Annotated in this window: 15 protein-coding genes; 11 read left to right on the top strand and 4 right to left on the bottom strand. The window is 73.8% G+C overall.

The window, feature by feature from the left end; all coding sequences use genetic code 11:
• Positions 1–3: 3 nt before the first annotated feature.
• The 3 genes from ACZ51I_RS28255 to hutU are packed head-to-tail and all read right to left on the bottom strand — an operon-like array spanning position 4 to position 4207.
• Complete coding sequence (locus ACZ51I_RS28255; protein WP_468881255.1) at positions 4–1344, bottom strand: formimidoylglutamate deiminase; 1341 nt, start codon at positions 1342–1344, stop codon at positions 4–6.
• Positions 1335–2525, bottom strand: coding sequence for an allantoate amidohydrolase (locus ACZ51I_RS28250; RefSeq protein ID WP_468881334.1), 1191 nt, complete (start codon positions 2523–2525; stop codon positions 1335–1337). Before ACZ51I_RS28250 ends, ACZ51I_RS28255 begins: the two co-directional genes overlap by 10 nt.
• Before the next feature lie 17 nt (positions 2526–2542).
• Positions 2543–4207, bottom strand: coding sequence for a urocanate hydratase (gene hutU / locus ACZ51I_RS28245; protein WP_468881253.1), 1665 nt, complete (start codon positions 4205–4207; stop codon positions 2543–2545).
• 94 nt (positions 4208–4301) lie between these two features.
• On the opposite strand from hutU, the gene ACZ51I_RS28240 reads away from it, so the two are divergent.
• The 6 genes from ACZ51I_RS28240 (at position 4302) to ACZ51I_RS28215 (ending at position 8373) form a co-directional block, all read left to right on the top strand.
• Positions 4302–5645, top strand: coding sequence for a type III PLP-dependent enzyme domain-containing protein (locus ACZ51I_RS28240; protein ID WP_468881251.1), 1344 nt, complete (start codon positions 4302–4304; stop codon positions 5643–5645).
• A gap of 94 nt (positions 5646–5739) precedes the next feature.
• On the top strand, positions 5740–6219 hold the full coding sequence (locus ACZ51I_RS28235) for an SRPBCC family protein (protein WP_468881249.1): 480 nt from the start codon (positions 5740–5742) through the stop codon (positions 6217–6219).
• Positions 6220–6362: 143 nt separating this feature from the next.
• Positions 6363–6755 (top strand): hypothetical protein, encoded by a 393-nt coding sequence (locus ACZ51I_RS28230; RefSeq protein ID WP_468881246.1) that lies wholly within the window; start codon positions 6363–6365, stop codon positions 6753–6755.
• Positions 6752–7528, top strand: a complete 777-nt coding sequence (locus tag ACZ51I_RS28225; RefSeq protein WP_468881243.1) for a transcriptional regulator — start codon at positions 6752–6754, stop codon at positions 7526–7528. The genes ACZ51I_RS28230 and ACZ51I_RS28225 overlap by 4 nt, the downstream gene beginning before the upstream one ends.
• Entirely contained in the window at positions 7528–7962 is a 435-nt protein-coding gene (locus ACZ51I_RS28220; protein WP_189805642.1) for a roadblock/LC7 domain-containing protein, read from the top strand. The genes ACZ51I_RS28225 and ACZ51I_RS28220 overlap by 1 nt, the downstream gene beginning before the upstream one ends.
• Before the next feature lie 39 nt (positions 7963–8001).
• Positions 8002–8373, top strand: a complete 372-nt coding sequence (locus ACZ51I_RS28215; RefSeq protein WP_468881240.1) for a hypothetical protein — start codon at positions 8002–8004, stop codon at positions 8371–8373.
• Positions 8374–8376: 3 nt separating this feature from the next.
• On the opposite strand, the gene ACZ51I_RS28210 is transcribed toward ACZ51I_RS28215, so the two are convergent.
• Entirely contained in the window at positions 8377–9210 is an 834-nt protein-coding gene (locus ACZ51I_RS28210) for a MurR/RpiR family transcriptional regulator (protein ID WP_468881237.1), read from the bottom strand.
• Between the two features lie 394 nt (positions 9211–9604).
• Here ACZ51I_RS28210 and ACZ51I_RS28205 point away from each other — a divergent pair, with 394 nt between their 5' ends.
• The 5 genes from ACZ51I_RS28205 (at position 9605) to ACZ51I_RS28185 (ending at position 14685) form a co-directional block, all read left to right on the top strand.
• Complete coding sequence (locus ACZ51I_RS28205; protein ID WP_468881234.1) at positions 9605–10120, top strand: hypothetical protein; 516 nt, start codon at positions 9605–9607, stop codon at positions 10118–10120.
• Positions 10098–11099, top strand: a complete 1002-nt coding sequence (locus ACZ51I_RS28200) for a hypothetical protein (protein WP_468881232.1) — start codon at positions 10098–10100, stop codon at positions 11097–11099. Before ACZ51I_RS28205 ends, ACZ51I_RS28200 begins: the two co-directional genes overlap by 23 nt.
• A gap of 96 nt (positions 11100–11195) precedes the next feature.
• Complete coding sequence (locus tag ACZ51I_RS28195; RefSeq protein ID WP_468881229.1) at positions 11196–12719, top strand: peptidoglycan-binding protein; 1524 nt, start codon at positions 11196–11198, stop codon at positions 12717–12719.
• 65 nt (positions 12720–12784) lie between these two features.
• Complete coding sequence (locus tag ACZ51I_RS28190; protein ID WP_468881331.1) at positions 12785–13447, top strand: ABC transporter ATP-binding protein; 663 nt, start codon at positions 12785–12787, stop codon at positions 13445–13447.
• Entirely contained in the window at positions 13444–14685 is a 1242-nt protein-coding gene (locus ACZ51I_RS28185; RefSeq protein WP_468881227.1) for an ABC transporter permease, read from the top strand. The genes ACZ51I_RS28190 and ACZ51I_RS28185 overlap by 4 nt, the downstream gene beginning before the upstream one ends.
• The last annotated feature ends 20 nt before the right edge of the window (positions 14686–14705 follow it).

Raw genomic sequence — 14705 nt, 5'->3', positions numbered from 1 at the left:
GCCCTAGTTCCTCAGCGTGGCGATCGCGGTCGCGAGGGCTTCGCCCGCGTCCGGTACGGAGACGTGCGCGCCGTCCCGTACGACCACCCGGCCGCCCACCACCACGTGGTGCACGTCCGTCGCCGTCGCCGCGAAGACGGCCGTCTCGGCCGCCAGGCGCGGTACCGGCCCGGCCGTCCGGACCGAGTCCAGGGTGATCGTCGTGAAGTCGGCGAGGGCGCCCGCCGCCAGGACGCCCGCGTCGGCCCAGCCGAGCGCCGCGTGGCCGTCCGCCGTCGCCGCGCGGAGCAGCGCGGCGGCCGTCCAGTGGCCGCGGGTGCGGGTGCGCAGGCGCTCGTTCAGCTCCATCGCCCGCGCCTCTTCGAGGAGGTCGATGACGGCGTGGCTGTCGCTGCCCAGGGAGAGCGGCGAGCCGGCGCGCTGGAGGGCCACCGCCGGGCCGATGCCGTCCGCGAGGTCCCGTTCGGTCGTCGGGCACATGCAGGTGCCGGTGGAGGACCCGCCGATGAGCGCGATGTCCGTGTCCGTCAGGTGCGTGTTGTGGACGCCCGTCGTCCGCGTGCCGAGGACGCCGTGCTCCGCGAGGAGCTGGGTCGGTGTCATGCCGTGGGCCGCGAGGCAGGCCTCGTTCTCCGCCGTCTGTTCCGAGAGGTGGACGTGGAGGGGCGCCTGCCGCTCCCGCGCCCAGCGGGCCACCGTGGACAGCTGGTCCGCGGGGACCGCTCGTACGGAGTGGATCGCCGCCCCGATCCGGACGCCCTCCCGCTCCTTGAGGGCCGAGACCCGCTCCGCCCACTTCTCCGCCGTGCCGTCGGTGAAGCGGAGCTGGTGCCGCTCGGGGGCGGCGCCGAAGCCGGAGGAGAGGTAGGCGGTGTCGAGGAGGGTGATGCGGATGCCCGCCTCGCCCGCCGCCGCGATGAGCGCCTCGCCCATGGCGTTGGGGTCGGCGTACGGGCTGCCGCCGGGCGCGTGGTGCAGGTAGTGGAACTCGCCGACGGAGGTGATGCCCGCGAGCGCCATCTCCGCGTACACCGCGCGGGCGAGCGCGAAGTAGCTGTCGGGCGTGAGGCGCTGGGCGACCGTGTACATGGTCTCGCGCCAGGTCCAGAACGTGCCGGAGCCGACCTGGACGGTGCCGCGCAGGGCGCGGTGGAAGGCGTGCGAGTGGGCGTTGGCCAGGCCGGGGATCGTGAGGCCGCGGAGGATCACGGCGCCCGGCGGGGGCGCGTCCACCCCCGTGCGGACCGCTCCGATCCGGCCCTCGGAGGTGACCTCCAGGGCCACGCCCGGCTCGACGTTCGTGTCGAGCCAGGCGTGTTCCAGCCAGTACGTCGTCAGCGGCACGCCAGCTCCTCCAGTACGTCGGCGAGTGCGAGGACCCCGGCCACGCAGTCGTCCTCGGCCGCGAACTCGGCCGGGGAGTGCGAGACGCCGGTGGGGTTCCGTACGAACAGCATGGCGGTCGGGATCGACTCGGACAGGATGCCCGCGTCGTGTCCGGCGCCCGTGCCGAGGACCGGGGTCTTCTCCCCGAGGACGCGGCCCAGCTCGTCGCGCAGGGCGTGCGAGAAGTCCACGACCGGGGTGAAGGACTCCTGGACGACGGCGAGGTCGATGCCGTGGCGGTCGGCGTAGGCGCGGGCCGCCGCCTCGACGCCCGCGACGACCTTGTCGAGGGAGCCCTGGTCGGCGGCACGGGCGTCGAGCCAGCCGCGGACCATCGACGGGATGGCGTTGACGCCGTTCGGCTCGACGGCGATCTTGCCGAAGGTGGCGACGGCGCCCGCGAGTTCGGCCTCGCGGCGGGCGGCGAGGACGGTCTCCGCGTACGTGAGCATGGGGTCGCGGCGGTCGACCAGGCGGGTGGTGCCCGCGTGGTTGGCCTCGCCGGCGAAGTCGTACCGCCAGCGGCCGTGCGGCCAGATGGCGGAGGCGATGCCGACGGCGTCCCCGGAGAGGTCCAGGGCCCGGCCCTGTTCGACGTGCAGCTCGACGAAGGCGCCGATACGGGCGAGCCGCTCGGGGTCCGGGCCGATGGCCGAGGGGTCGTATCCGGCGGCCTCCATGGCCTGCGGGAGGGTGATCCCGTCGGCGTCGCGGAGTTCGTACGCCTGCTCCTTCGTCAGCCGGCCGGCGGTGAGGCGGGAGCCGACGCAGGCGAGGCCGAAGCGGGCTCCTTCCTCGTCGCCGAAGTTGACGATGGCGAGCGGCCGCCTGAACGAGGCTCCGCGGGCGCGGAGTTCGTCGAGGGCGGCGAAGGCGGACACGACGCCGAGGGGGCCGTCGAAGGCGCCGCCGTCGGGGACGGAGTCCAGGTGCGAGCCGGTGACGACGGCGTCACCGGCGGCCGGGTCGCCGAGCCAGGCCCACTGGTTGCCGTTGCGGTCGGTCTCGACGTCCAGGCGGCGGGCCTCGGCCTGCATCCGGAACCAGAGACGGCAGTCGGCGTCGGCGCCGGTCCAGGCGTAACGGCGGTAGCCGCCCGAGGCGGCGCTGCGGCCGATGGGCCGCAGCGACCGCCACATGGCGTGGAAGGTGGCGCTCACGCCTGGTCGCCCTCGCGCATCGGGACGCGGACGCCCTTCTCGTCGGCGACGCGCTCCGCGATGTCGTAGCCCGCGTCGACGTGGCGGATGACGCCCATGCCGGGGTCGTTGGTGAGCACGCGGCGGATCTTCTCTCCGGCGAGCTTGGTGCCGTCGGCCACGGAGACCTGGCCGGCGTGGATGGAGCGGCCCATGCCGACGCCGCCGCCGTGGTGGATGGAGACCCAGGACGCGCCGGAGGCGACGTTGACCATGGCGTTGAGCAGCGGCCAGTCGGCGATGGCGTCGGAGCCGTCGAGCATGGCCTCGGTCTCGCGGTACGGGGAGGCGACGGAGCCGCAGTCCAGGTGGTCGCGGCCGATCGCGAGGGGCGCGGCGAGGGTGCCGTCGGCGACCATGTCGTTGAACATGTCGCCCGCCTTGTCGCGCTCGCCCTGGCCGAGCCAGCAGATGCGGGCGGGGAGGCCCTGGAAGTGGACGCGCTCGCCGGCCATCTTGATCCAGCGGTGGAGGGAGTCGTTCTCCGGGAAGAGGTCGAGGATCGCCTTGTCCGTCTTGTGGATGTCGGAGGCCTCACCGGAGAGGGCGGCCCAGCGGAACGGGCCCTTGCCCTCGCAGAACAGCGGGCGGATGTAGGCCGGGACGAAGCCGGGGAAGGCGAAGGCGCGGTCGTAGCCGGCGAGCTGGGCCTCGCCGCGGATCGAGTTGCCGTAGTCGAAGACCTCGGCGCCGGCGTCCATGAAGCCGACCATGGCCTCGACGTGCTTGGCCATCGACTCGCGCGAGCGCTGCGTGAAGCCGGCCGGGTCCTTGGCGGCGGCGTCGGCCATGTCGTCGAAGTCGACGCCGATCGGGAGGTACGAGAGCGGGTCGTGGGCCGAGGTCTGGTCGGTCACGATGTCGATCGGGGCGCCCTCGGCGAGCATCCGCGGGAGCAGCTCGGCGGCGTTGCCGAGGAGGCCGATGGAGAGCGGGCGGCGGGCGTCGCGGGCCTCGGTGGCGAGCTGGAGGGCGTGCGCGAGGTTGTCGGCCCTCACGTCCAGGTAGCGGTGCTCGATGCGGCGCTCGATGGCGCGCGGGTCGACGTCGATACAGATGGCGACGCCGTCGTTCATCGTCACGGCGAGGGGCTGGGCGCCGCCCATGCCGCCGAGGCCGGCGGTGAGGGTGATGGTGCCGGCGAGGGTGCCGCCGAACTTCTTCGCGGCGACGGCCGCGAAGGTCTCGTACGTGCCCTGGAGGATGCCCTGGGTGCCGATGTAGATCCAGGAGCCGGCGGTCATCTGGCCGTACATGGTGAGGCCGAGGTGCTCCAGGCGGCGGAACTCCTCCCAGTTCGCCCAGTCGCCGACCAGGTTGGAGTTGGCGAGGAGGACGCGCGGGGCCCACTCGTGCGTCTGCATGACGCCGACCGGGCGGCCCGACTGGACCAGCATCGTCTCGTCCTGCTTGAGGGTGCGCAGGGTGCGGACCATGGCGTCGAAGGAGCGCCAGTCGCGGGCGGCCTTGCCGGTGCCGCCGTAGACCACGAGCTTGTCGGGGTGCTCGGCGACCTCGGGGTCGAGGTTGTTCTGGAGCATCCGGAGGGCGGCTTCCTGCTGCCATCCCAGGGCGCTCAGTTCCGTACCGCGGGCTGCTCGCACGGGGCGGGGTCCTGACATGGGGGTGCCTCCTCGAATGTCGTTCAGATATTCACATCCTGGACTGCTGAATAGTTGTAGTCAACAGGGCGTACCGGCCACGCGATGGACGAGGATGGGCCGCATGGCCTCCTCCCGTCGCGATCTCGCCGTCCGAGCCTCCGTCGATCAAGGACTCCTCTCCCCCGCCGAACCGGTCGTCGCGCTCCTCGACACCGCCGGCATCCGCGCCTCCGCCGCCGCCCTGACCAGCGCTTTCGCCGCCGTCACCGACGCCCACGTGCTGCACGCCTTCGCCGTGAAGGCCGCCCCGCTCGTCCCCGTCCTGCGCCTGCTCCACGAGGCGGGCCTCGGCGTCGAGGTCGCGAGCCCCGGCGAGCTGGCCCTCGCCCGCGCCGCCGGCGTCCCGCCCACGCACACCGTGCTCGACTCCCCCGCCAAGACCCCGGCCGAGCTCCGCCAGGCCCTCGCCCTCGGCATCGCCGTCAACGCCGACAACCTCCAGGAACTGGCCAGGCTCGACGCGCTCGTCGCCTCCGCGCCCACCGCATCCCCGCTCGGACTGCGGGTGAACCCGCAGGTCGGAGCCGGTTCCATCGAGGCGCTCTCGACCGCCACCGCCACCTCCAAGTTCGGCGTGGCGCTCCGCGACGAAGGCGCCCGCAAGGCCGTCCTCGCGGCCTACCTGGAGCGGCCCTGGCTGACCCGGCTGCACACCCACACCGGCTCCCAGGGCGTCCCGCTCGCCCGCATGGCCGAGGGCGTCGGGGAGACGTACGCGCTCGCCGAGGAGATCAACCGCGCGGCCGGCCGGCAGCAGATCGACACCCTCGACATCGGCGGCGGACTCCCCGTGAACTTCGGCTCCGACGAGGAGACACCGACGTACGCGGAGTACGCCCGGCTGCTCGCCGACACCGTCCCCGGGCTGTTCGACGGCCGCTACCGGCTCGTCACCGAGTTCGGGCGCTCCCTGCTCGCCAAGCACGGCACGGTCCTCGCCCGGGTGGAGTACACGAAGACCTCCGGCGGCCGGCCGATCGCCGTCACCCACGCGGGCGTGCAGCTGGCCACCCGTACGGTCTACGCCCCCGAGTCCTGGCCGCTGCGCGTCCTCGCGTACGACTCCGAGGGCCGGCCCCGCACCGGGGAGGACGTCGTCCAGGACGTGGCGGGTCCCGCCTGCTTCGCCGGGGACCTGCTCGCCACGGCCCGCGCGCTGCCGCTGCTGCACCCGGGCGACGTCGTGGCGGTCCCGGACACCGGCGCGTACTACTTCGCCCACCACTACGCGTACAACAGCCTGCCCCGGCCCGCGATCCACGGCTTCACGGCCGCCGACGACGGGACGGTGACGTTCACGACCGTCCGCAGGCACCAGACGCTCGACGAGATCGTCGCCGAGGCGGGCGGGGCGCAGGCGGACGCGCTGGTCCGGCAGAGCGCCCTCCTCCGGTAGCGCCGACCCCTCTGGCCGGCGGATGTCTGGCGGACGTCCGCCGGAACGCCCGCCTCCGGTAGCGCGGGCGCGGCGGCCCGGCTTCGATGAGCCCATGACTGGAACGGGTACGGACACCACCTCCGTCGTGGTCGAGCGCCGGGTCGCCGCCTCCCCCGGGCGGGTCTGGGAAGCGATCACCGACCTGCGGGACATGCCCCGGGTCCTCTCCGGCGTCGACCGGGTGGAGGTGCTCACCGAGGGCGGCTTCGGCGTGGGGACGCGCTGGCGCGAGACCCGGCGCATGCTCGGCAAGGAGGCCACGGAGGAGATGACCGTGACCGAGTGCGAGCCGCCCGACCGGTACGTCACGGTCGCCGAGTCGCACGGCATGCGCTACGTCTCCGAACTCGCCCTGACGCCCGACGGCGCGGGGGCCACCACCGCCCGGATGGCGTTCTCCGCGCGGCCCGCCGGCGGCCGCGCCCCGGGGCTCGTCGCCCGGCTGCTCGCCCGCTTCGGGGCGAAGGCGGTCGCGAAGGCGCTCGCGAAGGACCTGGCCGACCTCGCGCGCGCCGTGGAGTCACGCGGCTGATCCGGGCCCCCTCCGGATCAATTCACGCCAGTCGTCGGCATGTTCCGATGGAAAATGCCAGAACGCCTCCCCGGGGCCGGAACGTTCAGTAGCGTCACCGTCACTGCCGCACGTTCGCACGCCGCATCGGGAGGGGAATCCGCGTGCCCGGAATCGACGAGTGCCTCCTGGAGGCCATGGCCCTGCCCGGGGCCCGGGGCGCCTCCCTGGTCGACTGGACCAGCGGGCTCGCTCTCGGGACGGCGGGCGACTCCCCGGTCGGCGACCACGAGACGACGGCCGCCGAGACCGCTGAACTGGCCCGCTCGGCGGCCGAGTTCGACTCCTTCACGGCAGCGGACGGTGGCCCCGGCTCCGGACCTCCGGTCGAGGACCTGATCCTCACCACCCGCGCCGGCTACCACGTCCTCCGCTTCGTCGAGACCTCCTTCGACAGCAGCGTCTTCCTCCACCTCTGGCTCGATCGCGACTCCGGGAACCTGGCCCTCGCCCGGCTCCGGCTCCGCGACCTCGCCGAGCGGCTGGTCCTCGGATGAGCAGGACGGCCGTCTCCCCGATGCTGGTCCGGCTCGCCGCCGAGAAGGCCACCGGCGCCCTGCTGCGCGACCACGGCACGCTCTACCTCGTCGACGGCCGGGTCGTGCACGCCGAGTCCCCCGCCGCCCCCGGCGTCGACATCCTCCTCACCACCGGCGGCCGGCTGCCCCGCGAGGGCTGGGACGAGGCCGTGGACCGGGCCGGGGCGCACCGCGCGGTCGGCCGCTTCCTCGTCGACAGCGGGCGGCTGCACGACGGCGAGCTGGAGATCTGCCACCTGGGCGCCGTCTTCGACGCGGCCTTCTTCGCCCTGTCCCCGACCAGCGGGCCGACCCGCTTCCGGTACGGGGTGGGGCACTGGTTCGGGACGGTGCGGCCGGTCTCCGCCGAGGCCGTCGAGCGCGAGACCGTGCGCCGCCGCGAACTCCTCGACGCCGTCTGGCCGTACGCCGCCGTGGACACCGCCCCGGTCGTGCCGCGCCCCGCCTCCCCCGGCCAGACCGTGGGGGCGCGGCAGCGCGCGCTGCTCGCCGCCGCCGACGGGGAGCGGACCCCGGCGGAGCTGGCCCGGCTGCTCGGCCGGCCCGCCTTCCACACGCTGCTCGACGTGCGGCGCCTCGCCGCCGCCGGGCTCGTCGAGACCCCGCTCGACCCCGGGCCGGAACCCGGCCCCGCCCCGCCACCCCAGGCGCTCTTACCGGCCCTGCCGGTGGCCGATCCCGACATCGCCCTGCTGCGCCGGCTCCGTGACGCCCTGGAGGCACACCTGTGATGAGGCGTGCCCTGCGCATGCGCGCCGAGAGGAGACAGCTCATGACGGCAGAAGCCGAGGTCCTCGGGGAGCTCAGACGGCTGCGGGCGCGGTTGCCCCAGCTCACCGGCGCCCTGGCGGCCAGCGCCGACGGACTCGTGCTCGCCCACGACACGGTGGACGGCGAGGCGGAGAGCGTGGCCGCGCTGACCGCGGCGGCGCTCGGCGTCGGGCAGCGGCTGACCGACTCCACCGGGCAGGGCCGCTTCCGGGAGCTGCTCGTACGCGGCGAGAACGGCTACGTGGCGACGTACGCCGCGGGCGGCTCGGCCGTCCTGACGCTGCTCGCCGAACCCAGGATCAACGTGGGGCGGCTCCACCTGGAGGCCCGCCGGTCCAGCGCCCGGATAGGGGAACTCGTCGACGGCGCGCTGGAACGCAGAGACCTGAACTGAACCGTCCGAACAGCACCGAGAAGGAAGAAGTACGACATCATGGCGAACACCGAGACCTCCCTCAAGGAAGCGGCCTCGATCGAAGGCGCGATCGGCGCGGCCCTCGTCGACTACACCAGCGGTATGGCGCTCGGCACGATCGGCGGCGGCAAGGAACTCGACCTGAACATGGCCGCGGCGGGCAACACCGACGTCGTCCGGGCCAAGGTCCGGACGATGGAGATGCTGGGTCTCCAGGACGAGATCGAGGACATCCTGATCACCCTCGGCGGCCAGTACCACCTGATCCGGCTGCTCAAGGCGCGCGGGACGAACGGCCTCTTCCTGTACCTGGCGCTCGACAAGGGCCGGGCGAACCTGGCGATGGCCCGCCACCAGCTGCGGAAGATCGAGGCCGAGCTGGAGGTCTGACCCCTAGTCGACGAACAGGCCCCGGGCCGCCGCCTTGGTGTCGAACTCCTCCAGGCGCGCCTGCGCGTCCGGGAGTTCGTCGGCCATGGCCTCCAGGAGGACCCGGCCGAGCAGCATCGGCGCGCAGGCGGTGTCGAAGGCGAGTCCGGTGCCGACGGCGGCGGGGATCAGCAGGTCGCTGTGGGCGGCGACGGGCGCGAACGCCGACTCGGCGACGGTCACGACCGTGAGCCCGGCCGCCCGCGCGTACTCCAGGGCCTCGACGACCTCGCGCGGGTGCCGGGGCAGGGCGAAGCAGAGCAGGGCCGTGGCCCCGGCCCGTACGGCCGCGTCGAGGCGGTCCGTGAGCATCGAGCCGCCCTCGTCGAGGAGCCGGACGTCCGGGTGCACCTTGGCGGCGAAGTAGGCGAAGCCCCGCGCCTGCGAGGAGGCGGCCCGCAGGCCGAGCACGGGCAGCGGCCGGGAGCCGGCGAGGAGCCGTCCGGCCCGCTCGACGGGGGCGGGGTCGGCGAGGAGGCCGACGAGGTGCTGGAGGTTCTCGATCTCGGCGAGCACGGCCTGCTGGTACTCGTTGTGGCCGGAGGTCTCCTCGGCGGCGGCGGGCATGCTCTCCCGGAGGTGCTTGCGCAGCGCCGGGTAGCCGTCGAAGCCGAGGGCGACGGCGAAGCGGGTGACGGACGGCTGGCTGACCCCGGCGAGCTCGGCGAGCTCGACGCTGGACAGGAACGGCACGTCCCCGGCGCGCCGCACCATGCAGTGCGCGATCCGCCGCTGCGTCGGCGTCAGCCGGTGCCCCTCGAAGAGCACCTGCAGCCGACCGGCCGGGCTGTCGCTCATGCCGCGCCCCCTTCACCTATTCACGCACATAGATTCTGCATAAGGATATGCACATCCCCCAAGGCGCGGCACCCCCGGAAATTCACGCCACCGCTCTTGTGATCTGGGTCACACAGCCAGCCGTCGCCGCCCGCCGCGAGCCTCACGCGCCCGAGGACACTCCCACCTCCAGCACCCCTCAACTGCCCTGACCAGTAAGCCAATTGAGCGCGAGTCCGCCCCCGTGGACACCGGTCCGGCACCCCGTCACGCATCCGTCATGATCACAACAAGAACCGAAAAACCAGACACCTCCGGCACTCGCGGATTGGCCTAGACCGCCGCCCCGACCTCCGGTTACCGTCGGCCCGTCCGGACCCGTCGGCTCCGGGGAATCGCTGGTCTTGGGGGAATCATGAAGGTCCGTTCCGTCCGTACGCGCGTGGGTGCCACGGCCGCGGCCGCCGCTGCCGCCATCACCATGGTCTACGGCGCCACGCCCGCCGCCGCCGTCTCCACGCAGTACGTGAGCGACAACTGCGACTACCGGTCCTGCAGCGAGGGCGACCTCTACATGAACTACCACTCGGTCGCCAGCTCCGGCAACGGCAACCCGAGCGGCAGCTTCGCGGCGTTCTACGGCAACCAGTACAGCCACGCCGGCGAGACCATCTCGTACAACGGCACGGACGCGGGCACCGTCAACTACGTCTTCGTGTTCGCCGCCGGTCTGGGCGACGGCTCCGGCCAGCTGGTGAAGAACAACGCCGCCTCTGCCAACAACTGCTCGACGGTGGACGGCTACCGCGTCTACTACAACTCGGGCTACGCGGGCCACTCGCAGTCCATCCCGCACTACTGGTCCTGCGCCTCCAGCACCAACCTGGACGCCACCCTGAAGAACAACAATGCCTCCTCGCACTTCGCGTGAGACGACGGGGCTCCACCGCCGGCCGGGGACGCCGGGACCGCTCGCGCGGTCCCTGGCGGCCCTGGCCGCGGCCGGTCTCGCCCTGACCGCCCTCACGGGCTGCGCCGGCACGGACCCCGCCGGGCACACGCCGCCGGCCGCCGGAGCGAACGCCCCGGTCGACGAGTCCAAGTGGCCCAAGGTGACACCCGACACCGGGCTCGCCCGCGGGCTCGTCCTGCCGCTCCAGCAGTACATGCAGACGTACCAGGACTCCGTCGTCATCGAACGGGCCGCGCGCAGCCTCCAGACGCAGTGCATGGCCGACTTCGGCTTCACCATCGCCTTCCCGCCCGTGGGCACCAACCCGCCGCCCAACGCCGACGACGCCAACATGTCCCGGCGGTACGGGATCAGCGACCGCGCGATGGCGGAGAAGTACGGCTTCGGGATCCCGCCGGACACCGTCGAACACCCGCCGCCGCCGAAGCTGACGGCCGCCGCCGTCGCCGTCCTCACGGGCCGCAAGGGCCTCGACCCCCGGGCCGAACCCGCACCGGCCACGTACCGGGGGAAGAAGATCCCCGAGGACGGCTGCCAGGGCGCGTCCTTCGACCGGATCGGCGCGCGCATCGACTTCGGCCTCCCCAGCAGGCTCGACCACGACAGCCTCGTGAAGTCCCAGGAGACCCGCGAGGTCCGGGCGGCCGTCACGGCCTGGTCGGGCTGCATGAGGAAGAAGGGGTACGCCGTGGCGGACCCCTACGCCGCGATCGATCTCGTCCCCCGGGTCGAGGGAGCGGAGACGTCCGCGAAGGAGATCTCCGCCGCCCTGGCGGACATCGACTGCAAGAAGGAGACGGACCTCGTCCGCGTCTGGCACCGGACGGAAGCCGCGATCCAGACCCAGCAGGTCGAGCAGAACCAACTCGCCCTGCAACAGCTCAAGGAGAAGAACGCCCACGCGGTGAAGGCCGCCGAGGCGGCACTCCGCGGATGACACGTCCCGTGGTGGGCGACGGTGCGGCCGCGCCGACGCCCGCCACGGCCTGATGCCGTCGCCCAGCGGGGCGCCGCGCAGATATGGGGAACAGTCGTGGGTAACGGACCCGAAGCTCCGGCCTCCGCCGACGAGGTGTGGGAGCACGCCGGCACACCGGAGGAGGAGCACCCGAGGGCGGGCGGACCGGGCAACGGCCTGGCCCGCCGCCGGCGCCTGCTCGGGGCCGTGACCGCCGCCGCGGTCCTGGTCTCGGGGCTCGGCATCGTCGCCGCCCGGGTCATCAAGTCGCCGGCGCAGGCCGCCGCGGACACCGCCGCGCCGCCGCCCAGCGTCATCACCGCCCCGGTGGAGCGCCGGGTGCTCAAGGAGGCGGTGATCCTCCGGGGGTCCGTACGCGCCTCGCAGACGGTGGAGGTCTCCGCCGCCGTCTCCGGCGGGGCGGGTGGCGCACCCGTGATCACCAAGATGAACGTGGGCGCCGGGGACACCTTCCGTTCCGGCCGGGTCCTGATGGAGGTCTCCGGGCGGCCCGTGATCGCGCTCAAGGGCGCCGTTCCGGTCTACCGGGACCTCAAGCCCGGCGCCGAGGGCGAGGACGTCGCCCAGCTCCAGAGCGCCCTGCGGGAGCGGGGTCACGACACGGGCGGCGACCGCTCCGGACTCTTCGGCCCGGGGACGAAGGCCGCCCTGACGGCGTTCTACCGGAGCGTGGGATACGACCCGCTGCCGGCCGAGGACGGCGGCGAGGACGTGCTCACCGGAGCGCAGGAGGCGGTGACCGAGGCGCTCCGCCGGGTCGAGGACATCCAGACCTCGGCGCGCCGCGCGCCGGACCCGGCCGGGGCCGACGGCAAGACCGCGGGCGACCTCGGACTGCGGGACCGGGGCGACTCCGCCGTGGAACTCCGCCGCGCCCGGGAGGACCTGACGAAGGCCCAGGGCCGGCTCGACCAGGTCAAGGCGAGGACCGGCCCCATGCTGCCGGCTTCCGAGGTCGTGTTCCTCAAGGGCTTCCCGGCCCGGGTCGACTCGGTGTCGGCCGGTGTCGGCAGCAAGGCCGAGGGGAACGCGCTGACCGTGTCGGCGGGTGTCCTGGTGGTCGAGGGCTATCTGCAGAAGCACCAGCGGGGCCTGGTCAGGCCGGGCCAGCGGGTGGAGATCTTCTCCGAGTGGGAGGGCAAGTCCGCCGGGGCGACGGTCCGTTCCGTCGCGACCGGCCTCGCCCGGCCGCAGCCCGCCGCCGGGGCGGAGGGCGCCCAGGACAAGTCCGCCGCCCAGGGGTACGCCATGGTCGTCACCCCGGACAAGCCGTTGGACGCGTCCATGGCCGGGCAGGACGTCCGGCTGACGGTCCAGACCGCGGCCACCGACGGGGCCGTGCTCGTCGTCCCGGTGACCGCCATCTCGGCGGGCGCCGACGGCCGGACCGCGGTGACGGTCGTCCGGGCGGACGGGAAGCGGCTCCGTGTCCCCGTGAGCACCGGCGGGACCGGCGACGGCTACGTGGAGGTCCGGCCCGCGCGCCAGGACGGGCTGTCCGCGGGCGACCAGGTCATCACCGGGGTCGCCGCGGGCGCGGACACCGGCGCGGCCCCCACCGGTTTCGGCACGCCGTGACCGGGGCCGCGGCGCCCGCCACGGAGCGGGTCACGGACGAGACGACCGCCCCGCCCGTCATCGAGATGCGCGGGGCCGGACTCACGTACCCGGGGCCGCCCGCGGTCTCCGCCCTCAAGCCCTGCGAACTGACCGTACGCAAGGGCGAGTTCGTGACGATCGTGGGCCCCTCGGGCTCCGGCAAGTCGACGTTCCTCAACATCGCGGGCCTCCTCGACTCCCCCACCGAGGGCCGGTACCTCCTCGACGGCATCGACACCGGCTCGCTGAGCGACGCGGACCGCTCGGCGCTGCGGGGCCGCCGCATCGGCTTCGTCTTCCAGGCCTTCCACCTGATGCCGCACCGCACGGCCGTGGAGAACGTGACGCTGTCCATGGTGTACGGCGGCGCCCCCCGCAAGGAGCGGGACCGGGCGGCCCGGGACGCCCTCGTCCGCGTCGGCCTCGGGCACCGCCTGGAGGCCGTGCCGACGACCCTGTCCGGCGGCGAGCGGCAGCGCGTGGCGATCGCGCGGGCGCTGGCCGCGCGCCCCTCCCTGCTGCTGTGCGACGAGCCGACGGGAAACCTGGACACCGCGACCGCCGCCACGGTGATGGAGCTCCTGGAGGACCTGCACCGCGACGGCATGACCGTCCTGATCATCACGCACGACCCGGCCGTGGCCCGGCGGGGTGCGCGCACCCTCGCCATCCGGGACGGCGTGCTGACCGAGGGGCGGGCGGAGTGAGGACGCGGATCCGTCGTCGCACCGAGGGCATCGAGCCGTCCCGCTTCCACTGGCGGGACCTGGTATCCGAGTCCACCGCCGGCCTGCTCCAGCGCCCGGCGCGCGCGGCGCTCACGGCCCTCGGCACCGTCCTCGGCGTCGGCTCCTTCGTCGCCGTGCTCGGTCTCACCGCGACCGCCGCCTCACAGATCGACGCGCGTTTCAGCGGCCTGAGCGCCACCGAGGTGACCGTCCAGGACGTCAGCGGCGAACACACCGAGTTCGAGGCCCTGGCGTTCCCGGACGACGCCGACCGGCGGGTCGAGCGCCTCAACGGGGTCGCCCACGGCGGTGTGCTGTGGACGGTGCAGCTACGCGAGGGGCAGGAGGTGCGCTCCGCGCCCGTCGCCGGAGCCGGCGCCGCGAGCCAGATCCAGGTCGTCGCCGCCTCCTCCGGCGCGCTCCTCGCGGCCGAACCCTCGGTGCGGGAAGGACGTGTGTACGACCGCTGGCACGACGCGACCCGGCAGCGGGTCGCGGTGATCGGCGTGGGCATGGCGGCCAGGCTCGGCATCACCACCCTGGAGACCCAGCCGGCGCTGTTCATCGGCGACGAGGCGTTCTCCGTCATCGGCATCGTCGACGACACGCAGCGCAAGGCCGATCTGCTGCTCTCGGTGATCGTCCCGCGCAGCACCGCGCAGGAGCTCTGGGGCCCGCCCAAGGACGGGGCCGAGATGCTCGTCAGTACGAGGGTGGGGGCCGCGCAGCAGGTCGCGAGCGAGGCGCCGGTCGCGCTGCGCCCGGACCACCCCGAGTACCTCAGGGCCGTTCCGCCGCCCGACCCGCGCACCCTGCGCAGCGGGGTCAGCGGGGACCTCGGGCAGCTGTTCCTGGTGCTCGCCGCCGTCTGCCTCTTCATCGGCTCGGTCGGCATCGCCAACACCACGCTCGTCGCCGTCATGGAACGGACCGGCGAGATCGGGCTGCGGCGCGCGCTCGGCGCGCGCGGGCGGCACGTGCTCGCCCAGTTCCTCACCGAGTCGGGGGTCCTGGGGGCGCTCGGCGGCCTCATCGGCACCTCCCTCGGGGTGACCGTCGTCGTCGGTGTCGCCATGGCCCGTGAGTGGACGCCCGTCATCCCGCCCACCACGGTCGTCGCCGCCCCGGTGATCGGCCTCCTGACCGGCCTGCTCGCCGGGCTCTACCCGGCGTGGCGCGCCAGCCGCATCCAGCCCGTCGAGGCGCTGCGCCGCTGACCTCCGGCTTGAACCCACCT

The organism is Streptomyces sp. NPDC034084 (genome assembly GCF_055575535.1).
Note: the sequence above shows the minus strand (reverse complement) of the source record. Positions and strands in the feature narration are given on the sequence as shown.